This window comes from Aeromonas sp. s7(2024), from assembly GCF_040907825.1.
Taxonomy (GTDB): Bacteria; Pseudomonadota; Gammaproteobacteria; order Enterobacterales; family Aeromonadaceae; genus Aeromonas; species Aeromonas veronii.
Genome location: NZ_JBFOCM010000016.1, coordinates 166,979 through 183,890 on the forward strand (window position 1 = coordinate 166,979; position 16,912 = coordinate 183,890).

13 protein-coding genes are annotated in these 16,912 nt (G+C 61.1%); 8 read left to right on the plus strand and 5 right to left on the minus strand.

All coding sequences use genetic code 11. The features are described from left to right. Window positions 1–125: 125 nt before the first annotated feature. The 3 genes from AB5Y73_RS05815 to nadK all read right to left on the minus strand — a co-directional run bounded on the left by AB5Y73_RS05815 (window position 126) and on the right by nadK (window position 4,124). Entirely contained in the window at window positions 126–1,016 is an 891-nt protein-coding gene (locus tag AB5Y73_RS05815) for a manganese-dependent inorganic pyrophosphatase (protein WP_107684179.1), read from the minus strand. 328 nt (window positions 1,017–1,344) lie between these two features. Next, entirely contained in the window at window positions 1,345–3,009 is a 1,665-nt protein-coding gene (recN, locus tag AB5Y73_RS05820; RefSeq protein WP_279499275.1) for a DNA repair protein RecN, read from the minus strand. Window positions 3,010–3,239: 230 nt separating this feature from the next. After that, complete coding sequence (nadK, locus tag AB5Y73_RS05825; RefSeq protein ID WP_005338038.1) at window positions 3,240–4,124, minus strand: NAD(+) kinase; 885 nt, start codon at window positions 4,122–4,124, stop codon at window positions 3,240–3,242. Window positions 4,125–4,415: 291 nt separating this feature from the next. On the opposite strand from nadK, the gene grpE reads away from it, so the two are divergent. The 8 genes from grpE to AB5Y73_RS05865 all read left to right on the plus strand — a co-directional run bounded on the left by grpE (window position 4,416) and on the right by AB5Y73_RS05865 (window position 15,204). Next, entirely contained in the window at window positions 4,416–4,991 is a 576-nt protein-coding gene (grpE, locus tag AB5Y73_RS05830) for a nucleotide exchange factor GrpE (protein ID WP_005338036.1), read from the plus strand. A gap of 297 nt (window positions 4,992–5,288) precedes the next feature. Further along, a complete protein-coding gene (gene dnaK / locus AB5Y73_RS05835) occupies window positions 5,289–7,217 on the plus strand; it encodes a molecular chaperone DnaK (RefSeq protein ID WP_042053028.1) in 1,929 nt (642 codons plus the stop codon). Between the two features lie 101 nt (window positions 7,218–7,318). Further along, a complete protein-coding gene (gene dnaJ / locus AB5Y73_RS05840) occupies window positions 7,319–8,461 on the plus strand; it encodes a molecular chaperone DnaJ (protein WP_005338032.1) in 1,143 nt (380 codons plus the stop codon). A 264-nt stretch (window positions 8,462–8,725) separates the two neighbouring features. Next, window positions 8,726–10,231: a carbohydrate porin gene (locus AB5Y73_RS05845; RefSeq protein WP_181497479.1), complete on the plus strand. Its 1,506-nt coding sequence runs from the start codon at window positions 8,726–8,728 to the stop codon at window positions 10,229–10,231. A 115-nt stretch (window positions 10,232–10,346) separates the two neighbouring features. Beyond that, on the plus strand, window positions 10,347–11,303 hold the full coding sequence (locus AB5Y73_RS05850) for an aminoimidazole riboside kinase (RefSeq protein ID WP_107684261.1): 957 nt from the start codon (window positions 10,347–10,349) through the stop codon (window positions 11,301–11,303). An 83-nt stretch (window positions 11,304–11,386) separates the two neighbouring features. Beyond that, window positions 11,387–12,751: a sucrose-specific PTS transporter subunit IIBC gene (locus AB5Y73_RS05855; RefSeq protein WP_107684176.1), complete on the plus strand. Its 1,365-nt coding sequence runs from the start codon at window positions 11,387–11,389 to the stop codon at window positions 12,749–12,751. Further along, entirely contained in the window at window positions 12,751–14,166 is a 1,416-nt protein-coding gene (locus AB5Y73_RS05860; RefSeq protein ID WP_181497478.1) for a sucrose-6-phosphate hydrolase, read from the plus strand. The genes AB5Y73_RS05855 and AB5Y73_RS05860 overlap by 1 nt, the downstream gene beginning before the upstream one ends. A gap of 27 nt (window positions 14,167–14,193) precedes the next feature. Next, the gene (locus tag AB5Y73_RS05865) at window positions 14,194–15,204 is read left to right on the plus strand and encodes a LacI family DNA-binding transcriptional regulator (protein WP_100654144.1); all 1,011 of its coding nucleotides are present in this window, start codon (window positions 14,194–14,196) and stop codon (window positions 15,202–15,204) included. Between the two features lie 91 nt (window positions 15,205–15,295). Here AB5Y73_RS05865 and AB5Y73_RS05870 read toward each other — a convergent pair whose 3' ends face one another. Together AB5Y73_RS05870 and AB5Y73_RS05875 are read right to left on the minus strand one after the other, a co-directional pair. After that, the gene (locus AB5Y73_RS05870; RefSeq protein WP_064338374.1) at window positions 15,296–16,024 is read right to left on the minus strand and encodes an MgtC/SapB family protein; all 729 of its coding nucleotides are present in this window, start codon (window positions 16,022–16,024) and stop codon (window positions 15,296–15,298) included. Between the two features lie 218 nt (window positions 16,025–16,242). Further along, window positions 16,243–16,647: a hypothetical protein gene (locus AB5Y73_RS05875; RefSeq protein WP_107684174.1), complete on the minus strand. Its 405-nt coding sequence runs from the start codon at window positions 16,645–16,647 to the stop codon at window positions 16,243–16,245. Between the last annotated feature and the right edge of the window lie 265 nt (window positions 16,648–16,912).

Below are 16,912 nucleotides of genomic sequence, written 5' to 3' on the forward strand. Positions count from 1 at the left end.
GGAGTAAGCGAGAGACCGCAGTGGTGAGCAAGATGGTCAGCAAGAGGGGGGAGTGCGACTGGTGGTGGCGATGAAAAAGCCCTGCGCAGAGGCAGGGCTTTGGAATAGGTGATGGCGAGGGAGGATCAGGCCTTGGCCAGCAGATCCATTACCCAGGGCAGACCCTGCTTCTTGCGGCTGACAAAGCCCGGATGGTAGCTGGACTCTGCCGGTACTTTAGCGTGTTCGGTAAAGTAGATACGGCTGGCTGCGGCCGTCAGGTCAGTCACCATCAGCACGAAGAAGTCGAGCCCTTCGCTCGCCACGCGCTGGACCATCTCCTGCTGCAGGGCTGGCAAGTGCTCGGCCAGCTGCTGTTCGCTGCCCACTTCGATCTGGCTCATGATGAAGCTGCAACCTTCCGCCTGGAACGCTTTCTCATCTTGCAGCAGCAGTTGAGCCGGAGTCAGGCCGCTCAGGTCGGTTTTCGCCATCAGCAGCTGTTGGCCGAATTCGGCCAGCGATACTTCGGCCAGCGGTGCCAGACGCTCACAAGCGATCTTGTCCTGCTCGGTGGTGGTCGGCGAGGTGAGACAGAGGGTGTCGCTCATGATGGCACCCAGCATCAGGCGAGCCTGGCTGCGGGTCACAGTGCCTTGCTGACTCAGCAGATCGAAGGCGATGGTGCAGGTGCAGCCGACGGCCCGGATCCAGGCATCCAGCGGAGACTGGGTGACCAGAGTACCGAGACGGTGGTGATCCACCAGGCCCAGTACATTGGCTTGTGCCAGTGTGGCAGGGCCCTGTTCCAGATCACTGAAATCCACCAGCCAGACATCTTCACCGGTCAGATCTTTGGTCAGCAACTCGGGTTCGCTGACGCCAGCCTGCTCCAGAATAAAACGGGTTTCGGTGCGCAGGTCACCCAGACGCCATGGGGTGGCCTGACGGCCCTGGCCATTGAGCCAGTCGGTGATAACCAGCGCACTGCAGATACTGTCGCTATCAGGATTCTTGTGACCAAAAACGTGGATCATAGACAAAGCCTCACAATTGGATACCCATAAAGGGGGGCAACACTATGCGAAATCCGCCACATGAAGGCAACCGGATCCACGCCCATGTTGCTGCCAGCTTCGCCTAACTCGCCATTTTATTGATCTGGGTCGGTAATCCTGACGCGAGTTTAGTTATCACAGTTGGCTATTGGCTATTGGCTATTGGCTATTGGCTATTGGCTATTGGCTATTGGCTATTGGCTATTGCGGACTGCGCAGGTTATGGCACTCGTCCGTGCCTGCGAAGTCAGCATGTTTTGTCAGCGCTATCAGTCGCCATCGCTGCAAATCGGCTTTATTGCCTGATTCAATGACGCAGCAGCTCGCGGGCGTTGGCCAAAGTGTTGTCAGTGATCTGGTCGCCACCGAGCAGGCGTGCCAATTCATTGAGACGGGCAGCCTCATCAAGGGCACTCATTTGGGTTTCGGTGGTTTTGCCGTCGGTATGCTTGCTCACCACCATATGCTGGTGGCCGTTGCCTGCCACCTGAGGCAAGTGAGTGACCACCATCACCTGAGTGGACTCGCCGAGCTGGCGCAGCAGGCGACCCACCACGGCGGCAGTCGGGCCGCTGATCCCCACATCCACTTCGTCGAAAATCAGGGTCGGGGTTGAGACCTTGCGGGCGCTGATCACCACGATGGCGAGGCTGATACGTGACAGTTCACCGCCTGAGGCCACCTTGCCAAGCGGCTGGATCGGTTGGCCAGGGTTAGTGGTGACCATAAATTCCACCCGATCTATACCCAGCGGAGAGAGGCTGCTCTGGGCATCGGGGCGCACTTCGATGGCAAAGCGGCCATCGGGCATCGCCAGTTCGTGCATGCTGCTGGTCACTTTAGCGCCCAGCTCCTGGGCGTAACGCTGACGGCTCTGGCTCAGGGCCTCGGCGGACTGCACAAACGCCTGACGGGCCTCGGCCAGCTCATCTTCCATCCCCTCTAACCGCTCTTCGTCAGAGTTGAGGCGAGCGAGATCAGAGGCCAGCTCCTGATGGTACTGAGCCAGATCTGCCGGTTTGACATGGTGCTTGCGGGCCAGATTGATCGCCTTGGAGAGGCGGGCCTCCAGCTCGTTAAAACGCTCGGGATCCAGTTCCAGCCGATCGAGGTAGCTGCGCAGTTCGCTGTGGCTCTCCTGCACCCCGATCAGCGCTTCGTTCAGCATCTCCAGTACCGGAGTGAGGCAGCTGTCCATGCTGACCAGCCCCTCGGCCCGATCGACGGCCGATTGCAGCAGCCCTGCGATAGTGGTCTCTTCGTTGTCATAGAGCAGATCGAGGCAAGCCCCGCACTCTTGCATCAGTTCTGTGCCGTTGGCCAGACGCTGGTGCTCCTCCTCTATCTCTTCGAACTCCCCCGGCTGCAGGGCAAATTCGTCAAGCTCCTGCACCTGATACTCGATAAGCTGGCGGCGGGCCTCCCGCTGCTGCTGCTCGGCCTTGAGCCGGTTCAGCTCGTTTTGCAGTTGGCGCCACTGCTGATAGTGCTGGCGCACCTCGTCGAGCAGCAGATGGTGACCGGCATAACCGTCGAGCAGAGTGAGCTGGTAGTCGGGTTTGAGCAGCATTTGGTGGGCATGCTGACCGTGTACGTTGACCAGCAGTTGGCCCAGATTCTTGAGCTGGGTAAGAGGGACAGGCACGCCGTTGATATAGCTGCGTGAGCGCCCCTCGGCGGAGATGACTCGCCGGACGATACACTCACCTTCGTTTTCCAGCTCGTTGGTGGCGAGCCAGGCGCGGGCGGCCGGGTTGTTGTCGAGCAGGAAGCGGGCGCTGACCTCGCTTTTGTCGCTATCGGGTCGCACCATGCCGGCTTCGGCCCGCTCTCCGAGACAGAGACCGAGAGCATCGATGGCGATGGATTTACCGGCACCGGTCTCACCTGTGATACAGGTCATGCCCGGTTGCAGATCGAGTTCGAGAAACTTGACGATAGCGAAGTTGTTGACGGTCAGCTGGGTCAGCATGGTCTCATCCTGTATAGGTCAACATTACTGTGTATGCATCCAGTATATACTGGTCTTATATACAGTAAAGAGGGCACCGTCATTTTTAACAAAGGAAAGCCGCGCCAGTGCGGTATGGCTATGAAAATGCGGTACTGATATGAGAGTGCGGGGGACGTTGCTACGACAGAAATGAGAAAGGCGCCAATTCAGGCGCCCTCTCTGGCAATGCCGTTGTCGGTCAGCGCCGATTAAAACAGCTTGCTGCCCCAGCCGAGCTTGTTGCGCAGCACGTGGAAGTAGCTGTAGTCGAGGGGATGCACCAGATGAAGCTGGTGGTGGCTCTTCTTGATCAGGATCTCGTCCCCCGGGTGGACCGCTAGCGTCACCTGGCCATCACAGCTCACCTGCATGGCATCGTCCTGATTATCCGGCGAGACCAGCAGCCGTACTTCGCTGTCGGCATCGAGTACGATGGGGCGACTGCTGAGGGTATGCGGGAACATGGGCACCAGCGTGATGGCGTTGAGCTTGGGAGTGAGGATGGCGCCACCTGCCGACAGGGAGTAGGCGGTCGAGCCGGTCGGGGTGGCCACTATGATGCCGTCCGAACGCTGGCTATACATAAAGCTGCCATCGATATAGACCTCGAACTCGATCATGTGGGCGATCTTGCCCGGGTGCAGCACTGCTTCATTCACCGCCAGATTGCTCGACTTGCGCTCGCCGTGGCGATAGACCGAAGCCTCCAGCAGGAAGCGGTGTTCGCTCTTGTAGTGACCGGAAAGCACCTGCTCCAGTGGAAGCAGGTAATCCTGCGGCGAGAGGTCGGTCAGAAAGCCGAGGTTGCCCCGGTTCACCCCGATCACCGCCACATCGAAGCGCGACAGCACTCGCGCCGCCCCCAGCATGTTGCCGTCACCGCCGACCACGATGGCGAGATCGGCCTGCTGGCCCAGTTGCACCAGATCCATCACGTTTTCATCGAGGATGCTCAGGGTCTGGGCGACCCGGCTCTCCACCAGTACCCGAAAGCCGCGGGCGGTCAGGTATTGATGCAGGCCGGTCAGCGTCTGGTTGGCCCCCTCATGGTGGGGTTTGCCAATCAGGGCGATGGTTTTGAACGGAGAATCCATAGTCAGTCAGATCTGGGATGGGTATTGCGGGCCAGTATACAGTGCTTTGCTCCGCTTGTGACGCTCTCCCGTGTGACGGGGCCGGCTATCCCCTTGAGGCTACTGGTTAAACGGTGAGCGGTAACCCGGATAAACCGACGGTTGCGGCTATTCAGCAACCCAGATTGCCCTTTACCCCTTGAAAGCCGGGGATGCATCCCCATAATAGCGCCAACATAGTCGGTCTGTTGTCGTCCGGTCGCTCAACCAGACGTCAGGGCCCTCATAAGTAACCCCGGAATTGGAGATGTCATGAACCACGAAGAGCAAAAGGTTGAAGCGATGGAGCAAGTGGAAGCCCAGCCAGTCGAGCCGACCGATGTAGACAGTGAAGTGACAGCCGAGCAGGCCCGCATTGCCGAACTGGAAGCGCAGCTGGAAACCGCCATCCAAAAAGCGGCGGAAGAGCGTGAACGCGCCCTGCGTACCGCCGCCGAGATGGAGAACCTGCGCCGTCGTACCGAGCTGGATGTGGAGAAGGCGCACAAATTCGCTCTGGAGAAGTTCGCCAATGAACTGCTGCCGGTGCTGGACAACCTTGAGCGTGCCATCGAACTGGCCGACAAGGAGAACGAAGCCCTCAAGCCGATGATCGAAGGTGTCGAGCTGACCCTGAAATCCATGCAGAGCGGCGTGGCCAAGTTTGGTCTGGTGGCGCTCGACCCGATCAACCAGCCGTTTGACCCCAATGCCCATCAGGCGATGAGCATGGTGCCGAGTGCCGATGTGGCCCCGAACACCGTCATTGCAGTGATGCAGAAGGGCTATGACCTCAACGGTCGGGTGATCCGTCCGGCCATGGTGATGATCGCCAAAGCGGTCGACTGATTGGCTGTGGGTGCCCGAGCCCGCCCTGTGGCGGGCTTTTTGTTTCGCAGTGCAGCACCTGTTCATCTTGCCCGGTTTACGGCTCAACGTGACCGCGCAACCATGACAAAGGGTGTGGTTTTTTAGGGTCGGGGCTTGAAGCTGCGTCTGGCGACCCCATATAGGTAGCAAGGCCGCGGCGGCACAAAAAATTTGATGCCGGGAGCTTGAAAGCCAGATTGGCAGCCCCCACCTAGCCGTTAACGCATTAAGGCGAGTTCCTCGCCAGTTTATTCAAAGTATTTGGAGATTCGTCAAATGGGTAAAATCATCGGTATTGACCTGGGTACTACCAACTCCTGCGTCGCTATTCTGGATGGCGACACTGCTCGCGTGATCGAGAACGCAGAAGGCGATCGTACTACTCCGTCCATCATTGCCTATGCCGATGATGGCGAGATCCTGGTTGGTCAGCCGGCCAAGCGTCAGGCCATCACCAACCCGAAAAACACCCTGTTCGCCATCAAGCGTCTGATCGGTCGTCGTTTTGAAGATGAAGAGGTGCAGCGTGACCTGAAAATCATGCCGTACGCCATCGCCAAAGCTGACAACGGCGACGCCTGGGTTGAAGTGAAGGGCAAGAAAATGGCACCGCCGCAGATCTCTGCCGAAGTGCTGAAAAAGATGAAGAAGACCGCCGAAGACTATCTGGGCGAGCCGGTAACCGAAGCCGTTATCACTGTTCCGGCCTACTTCAACGACGCCCAGCGTCAGGCTACCAAGGATGCCGGTCGCATCGCAGGTCTGGATGTAAAACGCATCATCAACGAGCCGACTGCTGCTGCTTTCGCTTACGGCGTGAACAAGGTCAAGGGCGAGCGCAAGGTTGCCGTATATGACCTGGGTGGCGGTACTTTCGATATCTCCATCATCGAGATCGACGAAGTTGAAGGCGAAACCACCTTCGAAGTACTGGCGACCAACGGTAACACCCACCTGGGTGGTGAAGACTTCGACAACCGCGTCATCAACTATCTGGTAGACGAGTTCAAGCGTGAGCAGGGCATCGACCTGCGCAACGACCAGCTGGCTCTGCAGCGTCTGAAAGATGCCGCCGAGAAAGCCAAGATCGAGCTCTCTTCTGCCCAGCAGACCGACGTCAACCTGCCGTACATCACTGCAGATGCCACCGGTCCGAAGCACATGAACATCAAGGTGACCCGCGCCAAGCTGGAATCCCTGGTAGAAGACATGGTGAAGGACTCTCTGGAGCCGGTTCGTGTCGCCCTGAAAGACTCCGGTCTGGCAGTTGGCGAGATCGACGACGTGATCCTGGTTGGTGGTCAGACCCGTATGCCGCTGGTTCAGAAGACCGTTGCCGAGTTCTTTGGCAAAGAGCCGCGTAAAGACGTCAACCCGGACGAAGCCGTGGCCATGGGTGCTGCCATCCAGGGTGCCGTACTGTCCGGTGACAAGACCGACGTACTGCTGCTGGACGTTACCCCGCTCTCCCTGGGTATCGAAACCATGGGCAGCGTGATGACTGCGCTGATCGAGAAGAACACCACCATCCCGACCAAGAAGTCCCAGGTGTTCTCCACTGCCGAAGACAACCAGTCTGCCGTGACCATTCACGTGCTGCAGGGTGAGCGTAAGCGCGCCAGCGACAACAAGTCTCTGGGCCAGTTCAACCTGGAAGGCATCCGTCCGGCACCGCGCGGTCTGCCGCAGATCGAAGTGACCTTCGACATCGATGCCAACGGTATCCTGCACGTCTCTGCGAAAGACAAAGAGACCAACAAAGAGCAGAAGATCACCATCCAGGCCTCCTCTGGTCTGTCTGATGACGAGATCGAGCGCATGGTACGTGAAGCCGAAGCCAACGCGGCCGAGGACAAGAAGTTTGAAGAGCTGGTACAGGCTCGCAACCAGGCTGATGGTCTGGTCCACTCCGTACGCAAGCAGATCACCGAAGCCGGTGAAGCCCTGCCTGCCGACGACAAGACCAAGATCGAAGCAGCTCTGAGCGAGCTGGAAGTTGCCATCAAGGGTGACGACAAGGCTGCTATCGAAGCCAAACAGCAGGCTCTGCTGGAAGCGTCCCAGAAGCTGATGGAAATTGCCCAGCAGCAGGCTCAGGCCCAGGGTGCAGCCGGTGCTGATGCCGGTCAGTCCTCCTCTTCTGCCAAGGCTGACGACGACGTAGTCGACGCCGAGTTCGAAGAAGTGAAAGACGACAAGAAGTAAGCCCTACCCAGATGGGCGGAGTCCGCTTCGCCCATCGGCTTGGTCAATGAATTCACGGGCGTTGGGTAACCAACGCCCGTCTGCGTAACCACAGGATGAGTATGTCGAAGCGCGATTTCTACGAAGTACTGGGTGTGGCGAAAGATGCCGACGATCGCGAGATCAAGAAGGCGTACAAGCGCCTGGCCATGAAGTATCACCCGGATCGTAACCAGGGTGATGCCGCATCCGAAGAGAAGTTCAAAGAGGTCAAGGAAGCCTACGAGGTCCTGACCGATGCCAACCTGCGTGCCCGTTACGACCAGTACGGCCATGCCGGTGTCGACCCGAGCCAGGGTGGCGGTGGCCACGGTGGCTTTGGCGGCGGTGCCGACTTCGCCGACATGTTTGGTGACGTATTCGGTGACATCTTCGGCGGTGGCCGTGGTGGTGCTCGTCGTGGCCCGGCCCGTGGCTCCGACCTGCGCTACACCATGGAGCTGACGCTGGAAGAGGCGGTACGCGGGGTCTCCAAGGAGATCAAGGTGCCGACTCTGGTTCACTGTGAAGTCTGTAACGGCTCCGGTGCCCACACCGGCAGCAGTGCCCAGACCTGCCCGACCTGCCACGGCTCCGGCCAGGTGCAGATGCGTCAGGGCTTCTTTGCGGTGCAGCAGGCGTGTCCGCACTGTCACGGTCGCGGCAAGATCATCAAGGATCCGTGCCGCAAGTGTCACGGTGAAGGTCGCTACCAGCGCACCAAGACCCTGTCGGTGAAAATTCCGGCGGGCGTCGATACCGGCGATCGCATCCGTCTCTCCGGCGAAGGGGAGGCAGGGGAGGCAGGGGCTCCGGCAGGGGATCTCTACGTACAGGTGCACGTCAAAGAGCACGAGATCTTCGTGCGTGACGGCAACAACCTCTACTGCGAAGTGCCCATCAGCTTCACCGCAGCCGCCCTGGGTGGCGAGATCGAAGTGCCGACCCTGGATGGCCGCGTCAAGCTCAAGGTCACTCCGGAGACCCAGACCGGCAAGATGTTCCGCATGCGCGGCAAGGGCGTGAAGTCAGTACGCTCCGGCCAGGTAGGGGATCTGATGTGCAAGGTGGTGATCGAGACTCCGGTCAACCTCACCGAGCAGCAGAAAGAGCTGCTGCGCCAGCTGGACGAATCGTTTAGCGGTGCCGCTGCCAAGACCCACAAGCCGAAATCGGAAGGCTTCTTCGAAGGGGTGAAACGCTTCTTTGACGATCTGACCAGCTGATTTCAGCGACCCGAATAAACAGAGCCGGCCTTGTGCCGGCTCTTTTTTTGCCCGCTATTTCGCCAGGAACCGCCCTATTGAGTGGATCCTGATGAGGGATCCTCCTCACAACTCCCGCCAATTCCTGCTGTACAAATGTTATCCCGCTCACACTGTTGCTGAAACGGTTTAGTTGTCATATTGAGTTAGCTAAATTGGTTTAGCTATGCTCTGGCTGTCGATAACAACAGCGCCCGTCCGGGCCACAGATGACAGGTGAGGAAGATGATGATGTTCAAGAGCAAGTTGGCGCTGGCGGTAGCGCTGGGATTGGGGATGAGCAGCCCGCTGTGGGCGGCGCAGGCGAGTGTCGCAGGTGAGAGTGTCGAGGCCAGACTGGCTGCGCTTGAGGCGCGGGTACAGGCTGCTGAAGCGAGAGCCGAGGCAGCAGAGAGCCGTGCCAGTCAGGCGGAAGTGAAGGCGAGCGCCGCCAGCGAGCAGGCGCAGGTGGCCGACAGTCGCAGCCAGAAGGTTGATGAGAAGACCGCCGGTGCCCAGGGCTTCGAGTTTCACGGTTACGCCCGCTCGGGCCTGTTGGTAAACAGCAATGGCAACGGCGGGCGCGGCGGCCCCTACATCACTCCGGCAGGATCCGTGGGTGGGGCTGTCGGTCGCCTTGGCAACGAGGATGACACCTACATGGAGGCCAACCTGCTGAAAACCCAGACCTTCGAGGATGGCAGCTGGGCCCGCTACAAGCTGATGCTGGCGGACGGGGTGGAGACCAGCAACGACTGGACCGCCAGCGATTCGAGCCTCAATACCCGTCAGGTGTTTGCCGAGATCGGCAATCTGGCGAGCTTCGACGGCCCCTTCAAGAATGCAGTATTGTGGGCGGGCAAGCGCTTTGACCGCGATAACTTTGACATCCACTGGCTCGACTCCGACGTGGTGTTCCTGGCCGGTACCGGCGGCGGCGTCTACGACGTGCAGCTGGCCGACAGCTGGAAGGCCAACTTCTCCCTCTATGGCCGGGATTACGGCGACATCAGCGCCAGCGGTCTCTCCGATATCGAGAGCTACATCCTCACCATGAACAACCGCGTCGGTAACTGGCAGTGGATGGTGAACGGTCTCTCGGCCAAGGAGAATGACGCCCGCATCAATGACAAGGGGGCGGGCAGCGAGGCGGCGGACAAGGGGGCACACACCCTGCTGGCCTACCACGGCGAGAGCTTCTTTGGCATCAACCCCGGTTTTGCCAAGGCGGCGGTGTTGTATGGTCATGGGCTGGGGGCCGAGGTCAAGGGGCTGGGCTCTGACAGCGAGCTGCTGGCGGACGCCGATGCAGTGCGGGTTGCCGTGTTTGGCGCCACCGATCTCAACTCGCGCTGGCGTTTTGCCCCGGCCCTGCTGGCCGAGCAGAGTCAGGATCGCTACGTGAAAGGGGACGAGTACCGCTGGCTCACCTTCAATACCCGGGTAGCGCAGGTGCTGAGCCAGAACGTCGAGTTGGTCTACGAGGCGGCCTGGCAGTACATGGATCTCGATCCCAAGGGCTACAAGGGACGCCAGGCGGTGAACGGCAACTTCACCAAGCTCACCTTCGCCCCCACCTTCAAGGCGCAGACCGCCGGTTTCTTCGAGCGGCCCGAACTGCGGGTGTTCGCCACTTGGATGGACTGGTCCTCCGAGCTTGACAACTACGCCAGCGACGATGCCATGGGCCAGAGCAACTTCACCGCCGGTGGCGAGTGGAACTTTGGCGTGCAGATGGAAACCTGGTTCTAGTTCGTTATCCCGATCACAAAAATGGCAGCCGGTGCCGAGATCTGTTGGTTGGCTAAAACGGTTTAGCTGATAATGCCAGCCAACAGAACAGAGTTCGGGTTTGACCGTGGATCCGATGCAGCAGTGGAGTAGCAAGGTGACGAATCGTGTGTGGGTAATGGGGGATGCGGTGGTGGACTTGATCCCGGAAGGGGCATTGCACTACCTCAAGTGTTCGGGTGGTGCGCCCGCCAATGTGGCGGTTGGTGTGGCACGGCTGGGTGGCGATGCGGCCTTTATCGGCCGGGTTGGTGCTGACCCGTTCGGCCGCTTTATGGCCGACACCCTGAGCGGGGAGGGGGTGGATATCGGTGCGCTGCGGCTCGATCCAGACCATCGCACCTCTACCGTGCTGGTGGCACTGGATGATGAGGGGGAGCGCAGCTTCACCTTTATGGTGCGCCCCAGTGCCGACCAGTTCCTCACCCCAAATGAGTTGCCCCAATTCGATGCCGGTCAGTGGTTGCTCACCTGCTCCATCGCGCTCGCCAACGAGCCGGTACGCACCAGCTGCCTGCAGGCCATGGCGGCCATCAAGGCGGCAGGCGGGAGGGTCTGCTTCGACCCCAACCTGCGCCCCGAGGTGTGGGGCAACCCCGCCGAGATGCTGCCGCTGGTGCGTCAGGCAATTGCACAGGCGGATGTGGTCAAGCTCTCCATCGAGGAGCTGCAACTGCTGAGCGGCGAGGATGAGCTGGTCTCCGGGCTTGCAACTCTCTCGGGCCCTGCATTGGTGCTGGTGACCAGAGGGGCGGCCGGGGTGGTGGCTCGCCTTGATGGCGAGTTGCTGGAGTGGGTGGGGCAGAAAGTGACGCCCATCGACACCACGGGGGCGGGGGATGCCTTCGTCGCCGGTCTGCTGGCGGCGCTGGCAGGGCGCTCGTCGCTGCCGACGCAGGCCGAGTTGCCCGCCATCCTGGCTCAGGCCCACGGCTGCGGGGCGCTCGCCACCACCGCCAAGGGGGCGATGACGGCGCTGCCGACCCGCACCGAACTGGATGCCTTTTTGCGATCAGGCGCAAGCGGCTGTTGAGCTGCGGCTAGAAGCCCGGCTCGACAGCCCCTACTCTCATGTGACAAGGGCCCGCCAGCGTGGCGGGTCATAAGAGGAAGAATATGAATATCAGTGCGATAGCCAAGGATCTGGTGCCCCTGCTCGGGGGCAAGGAGAATATCGTCAGCGCTGCCCACTGCGCCACCCGGCTGCGGTTGGTGCTGGCCGATGACAGCAAGGTAAACAAGGCTGCCATCGACAAGCTGGAGGGGGTCAAGGGGTGCTTTAGCAACGCGGGCCAAATTCAGGTGATCTTCGGCACCGGTCTGGTCAACAAGGTCTATGCGGAGTTTGTGGCGATGACCGGTACCGGCACCGCCAGCAAGGCTGAGCTGACCGACATGGCGGCGGCCAAGCTCAACGTGGCCCAGCGGTTGGCGCGAACCCTCTCCAACATCTTCGTGCCGATCATTCCGGCCATCGTCGCCTCGGGCCTGCTGATGGGGCTGCTCGGCATGGTGCGCACCTATGGCTGGGCCAATGCCGACAGCGCTCTGTTTGTGATGCTCGACATGTTCAGCTCGGCGGCCTTTATCATACTGCCGATCCTCATCGGCTTTACGGCAGCACGTGAGTTTGGCGGCAATCCGTACCTCGGGGCGACCCTTGGCGGCATCCTCACCCACCCGGCGTTGACCAACGCCTGGGGCGTGGCCGGTGGCTTCAAGACCATGGATTTCTTCGGGCTCGATGTCGCCATGATCGGCTATCAGGGCACCGTCTTCCCGGTGCTCTTGGCGGTCTGGTTTATGTCCCATCTGGAGAAACAGCTGCGCAAGCGCATTCCGGATGCGCTGGATCTGATCCTCACGCCGTTCCTCACCGTCATCATCACCGGCTTTGTGGCGCTGCTCTTTATCGGCCCGGCGGGTCGGGTATTGGGGGATGGTATCTCGTTCGGTCTGAGCGCCCTCTATGAGCAGGCAGGTTGGCTGGCGGGGCTGGTATTTGGTGGCTCTTACTCGCTGATCGTCATCACCGGCATTCATCACAGCTTCCATGCCATCGAGGCGGGGCTGCTGGCCAATCCGCAAATTGGCGTCAACTTCCTGCTGCCCATCTGGGCCATGGCCAACGTGGCACAGGGCGGGGCTTGCCTCGCGGTCTACTTCAAGACCCGCGACGTGAAGATCAAGGCCATTACCGTGCCGGCGGCCATGTCGTGCCTGCTGGGTATCACGGAAGCGGCGATCTTCGGGGTGAACCTGCGTTACATCAAACCCTTCCTCGCCGGTCTGTTTGGCGGGGCCTGCGGCGGCGCCTACGTGGTGGCGGCCAAGGTGGGGATGACGGCGGTGGGGCTGACCGGTATTCCCGGCATGGCCATCGTCCAGCCCATGAGCCTTATTCACTACATCATCGGGTTGGTGATCGCCTTTGGCGCCGCCTTCGCCGCATCCTACCTGCTCAAGTACAAGGTGGAGTGATGAAGGAAAGCGATCTTCTCAACCAGATTGTCCGGTCGCTGCTGGCCGGACAGCTCAAGGCGGCGGCCGATCCTCATCGGCCCCGCTGGCATCTGGCAGCCCCGGTGGGGCTGCTCAACGATCCCAACGGCTTTATCGAGCACGACGGGCGCTACCACCTTTTCTACCAGTGGAATCCGCTGGGCTGCGAGCACCGCAACAAGGGCTGGGGCCATGTCACCTCCACTGATCTGCTGCATTGGCAGCACGAGCCGGTGGCGCTGTTGCCCACCGAAGCCTATGAGAGCCACGGCTGCTATTCGGGCTCTGCGGTGAGCGACGAGCAGGGGCGTCTGACCCTCATCTACACCGGCAATGTCAAATACCCGGATGGCAGTCGTACCGCCTATCAGTGTCTGGCCCGCGCCGATGGTGAGGGAGGCTTCGAGAAGCTGGGGCCTGTGCTGGATCTGCCCGAAGGCTACAGCGGCCACGTGCGCGACCCCAAGGTGTGGCACGACGGCCAGCAGTGGCTGATGGTGCTGGGGGCCCGCACCCTGGATGACAAGGGGGAAGTGCTGCTCTATCGCGGTGACACCCTGCAAAGCTGGCAGCGGGTGGGCCCCATCGCCGGTAGCGGGCGAGGTGGGCTGGGTGAGTTTGGCTATATGTGGGAGTGCCCGGATCTCTTCCCGCTGGGGGAGCGCCATGTGCTGATCAGCTGCCCGCAGGGGATTGCCCCGGTGGGCGAGGATTATCGCAACCTCTACCAGTGCGGCTGGCTGGCGGGGGATTTCGACGGCGAGCGCTTCGAGCACGGGGCTTTCCACGAGCTGGACCGGGGCTTTGAGTTCTATGCGCCGCAAACTACCCGAGACAGTCAGGGTCGCCGCCTCTTGCTCGGTTGGCTGGGGCTGCCGGAGGAGAACGAGATGAGCCAACCTACTGTCGCTCACGGCTGGATCCACCAGATGAGCTGCCCGCGGGAGCTGTTCTGGCAGGATGAGTGGCTCTGCCAGCGACCGGTGGCGGAGCTGGCGGCATTGAAGGGAGAGCTGACCCGCTTCGAGGGGACGCTTGGCGAGTTTCCGGGGTTGGCCATCGACTCGGCCTGGCTCGATCTGGATCTCTGCGGTGAGGGGAGCCTCTGGTTTAGTGCCGTGGCCGAGCTGGTGTGGCAGCCGGGGCGCATCACCTTGCGGCGCCAGAACTGGCAGAGCGGAGCGTGGGAGACCCGCAGCAGCCCATGGGCTGGCGGGCGGATCACCGTCCTGTGCGATCGCTCCAGTCTGGAGTGTTTTATCGATGAGGGGCATCACAGCCTGTCGGCGCGCTACTTCCCCGGGGAAAAGCCGCAACTTTCATCAGGTGACGGCGATGATGGCTGCAAAATTTGCCTCAATCACTGGCCGCTGTCAGCGTGCCTAGTACAATAGCCCGGTTCTAGTCAGCCGGGAGGCCAGGTGGAGAAGAAGAAACGGATCACTATTGCCCAGATCGCCGAACTGGCGGGGGTGTCCAAGGCGACCGCCAGTCTGGTGCTCAACGGGAAGAGTGCGGAGTACCGCATTGCCGACGATACCCGCAAGCGCATTCAGGCGGTGGCGGAGGAGTGTCACTACCTGCCGAGCTTTCACGCCCGCTCCCTGCGCGAGACCCGCAGCTACACCTGGGGGTTGGTGATCCCCGATCTCACCAACTTCGGTTTTGCCCGCATCGCCCGCGCCCTCGAGGCCCACTGCCGGGAGGCGGGCATCCAGTTGCTGATCGCCTGCTCCGAAGATGATCCCGCCCTCGAGCAGCGGGTGGTGGACAATCTCATCAGCCGCCAGGTGGATGGGCTGATTGTCGCCTCCAGCGGCCACAGCGATGACATCTATGCCCGCATTCACGACCGCCTGCCGGTGGTGCAGCTCGACCGCCACATCGGCGAGTCGCGCCTGCCCATGGTGATCTCCGATGCCTGCAAGGCGACCGCCGAGTTGGTGCGGGACATGGCCAGCGAGTGCGGCGAGCAGATCTACTACTTCGGCGGCCTGCTGGACCTCTCCCCCAGCCGCCACCGGCTGGCGGGCTATGAGCTGGGGCTCCATCGCGCCGGTTTTGAAGCCGATGCCGCAAGGGTGCGTCATCGCGACTATCAGCCGAGCTCCGGTTATCAGCTGATGGCCGAGCTGGTGGCCGAGCTGGGAGCGCCCCCCAGGGGGCTCTTTACCGCCTCCTTTACCCTGCTGGAAGGGGTACTGCGCTATCTCAACGAAGCGGGGCTGATGGAGACGGGCATGCGGTTGTGCACCTTCGATGATCACGACCTGCTCGACTGCATTCCCATGCGCATCGACTCGGTGGCGCAGGATTGTCCGGCGCTGGCCCTCGCCGCTTTCGAGCTGATGCAGCAACTGATAGCGGGCAGTCCTCCCGCACAGACCGCCCAGGTGATCACCCCCAGGGTGCGCTGGCGCAGTCGCCGCTAGCCACTCTTCGCCCATCCATATGAAAAAGCCCCCGCCATTGCTGGCGGGGCTTTTTGCTGTGGGCGGATTGCTCGTTCCTCTGACCAACGGCTCAATCGGTGGTACTGGTGCGCCAGAACACCTGCTTGATATGGGGGTGGATGCCGAGTTTCACCATCAGGGCATCCAGCTCGTCGCCATCGATGGAGGTAGCCAGCAGCACCGCCGAGATCTCCAGATCCCCCTCGCCAAACGGCTCGATGTCGAGCTCGCTCAGGGGGTAGTTGGCCTGCTCCAGCATCTCTTCGAGCCAGTGCAGCACCTCTTTTTGATGTTCGCGCTGGGTCAGCGCCGTCACCTTGTAGGTCACTTCGGTGTCGGTATTGTCCACCGGGCGGCGGTTGATCTGATTGACCAGCGGTCGCAGCAGGGTGTTGGCGGCGAGCACGAACAGGGCGCCCAGAATTGCCTCCATGGCCAGCCCGGCGCCACAGGCGGCACCGACCGCAGCGACACCCCAGAGAGTGGCGGCGGTGTTGATGCCGCGGATATTGCCCGACTCGCGCATGATGACGCCGGCGCCGAGAAAGCCGATGCCGGAGACGATATAGGCCACCACATGGACCACGTTGTAGTTGCCGCCGTGCAGGTCATAGATACGCTGGGCCAGACTGACGAACAGGGCGGCCCCTACGGCGACCAGCACGTTGGTGCGCAGGCCCGCGGTACGTTGGCGGTACTGGCGCTCCAGCCCGACCAGACTGCCAAGCACAAAGGCGAGCAGCAGGCTGGCCAGGGTGTCGAGCAGGGAGAGCATGTCAATTTGTTGCCACATCTTCATGGCGTACTCCTTCTGATAAGCGCTGGCTTGGCGCAATCCATGATGAAACGCCGGGAGGCGGATGGATCAGGGGATGATTGCGCGGATGGCCAGCAGAAAAACAAAAACGCGGCGTCCCGGGGCGCGAGCATCATCATATGCCCTGACGCTCGGAGAGGACGCAACAAGCGGGGCCAGCGTGGCTGGCCCCTTTCACTGTGGTTAACGCAGGTGTGCGGTCAGTTGAGTTCGGGATCGCAGTCGATGCGCGGGCGCAGTTGCCAGCGCACCGGATGTGCCACCCCGACCTGATGAACGAACTGCACCAGATAGCGTCGCTGGGGCGGGGTGCACTGCAGGTTGAGCACCAGCTCTCGCCCGCCGCCGCGACCCGGCTTCATCGATTGCATCGGTTGCAGCCCCGCCGGTTGCAGGGTGTGGTTCACCATATCCAGCACCTGTTCCATATCGGCGCGATCCTCACAGCGGATCTGCAGCCGGTAGTGGTGCTGACGCGGTTTGCCGCCCAGCCAGCGTGGCAGCATGCCACAGCCGAGCCGGCTCAACAGGGGGTGAGCACGGGTAGCAACAGAACCTGTTGCGACCGCGCGATCCGCAGCCGGTTTGATTGAGATAAAACGCATAGCAGCCTCCTTGTGGGAAGCAGAAACTATGCAGGCATGGCGACCGTGGCGGTTGGCCACTGGTTGCCAGACGTCAAGTGTAAAAAGGGAGAAGAGGGGAGTGGATTTCCGCTTCTCGCAGGGTTGCGAGCATGCGGCAGAGAAAGACCTGCGGCTAGCTCGCGACCTTGGTACCGACGATGAGGGTCGGTCTACAACTGTCACTTGATGAGTTGCCCACTGATGGTCTCCGCTATTGATAAGAGGCTCGAATGATAGCCGAGGC

What these genes read in the sequence shown, in the direction of transcription:
- AB5Y73_RS05815 (WP_107684179.1), bottom strand. Translation starts at nt 1,016, where the DNA reads ATGATCCACGTTTTTGGTCACAAGAATCCTGATAGCGACAGTATCTGC.
- recN (WP_279499275.1), bottom strand. Translation starts at nt 3,009, where the DNA reads ATGCTGACCCAGCTGACCGTCAACAACTTCGCTATCGTCAAGTTTCTC.
- nadK (WP_005338038.1), bottom strand. Translation starts at nt 4,124, where the DNA reads ATGGATTCTCCGTTCAAAACCATCGCCCTGATTGGCAAACCCCACCAT.
- grpE (WP_005338036.1), top strand. Translation starts at nt 4,416, where the DNA reads ATGAACCACGAAGAGCAAAAGGTTGAAGCGATGGAGCAAGTGGAAGCC.
- dnaK (WP_042053028.1), top strand. Translation starts at nt 5,289, where the DNA reads ATGGGTAAAATCATCGGTATTGACCTGGGTACTACCAACTCCTGCGTC.
- dnaJ (WP_005338032.1), top strand. Translation starts at nt 7,319, where the DNA reads ATGTCGAAGCGCGATTTCTACGAAGTACTGGGTGTGGCGAAAGATGCC.
- AB5Y73_RS05845 (WP_181497479.1), top strand. Translation starts at nt 8,726, where the DNA reads ATGATGATGTTCAAGAGCAAGTTGGCGCTGGCGGTAGCGCTGGGATTG.
- AB5Y73_RS05850 (WP_107684261.1), top strand. Translation starts at nt 10,347, where the DNA reads ATGCAGCAGTGGAGTAGCAAGGTGACGAATCGTGTGTGGGTAATGGGG.
- AB5Y73_RS05855 (WP_107684176.1), top strand. Translation starts at nt 11,387, where the DNA reads ATGAATATCAGTGCGATAGCCAAGGATCTGGTGCCCCTGCTCGGGGGC.
- AB5Y73_RS05860 (WP_181497478.1), top strand. Translation starts at nt 12,751, where the DNA reads ATGAAGGAAAGCGATCTTCTCAACCAGATTGTCCGGTCGCTGCTGGCC.
- AB5Y73_RS05870 (WP_064338374.1), bottom strand. Translation starts at nt 16,024, where the DNA reads ATGAAGATGTGGCAACAAATTGACATGCTCTCCCTGCTCGACACCCTG.
- AB5Y73_RS05875 (WP_107684174.1), bottom strand. Translation starts at nt 16,647, where the DNA reads ATGCGTTTTATCTCAATCAAACCGGCTGCGGATCGCGCGGTCGCAACA.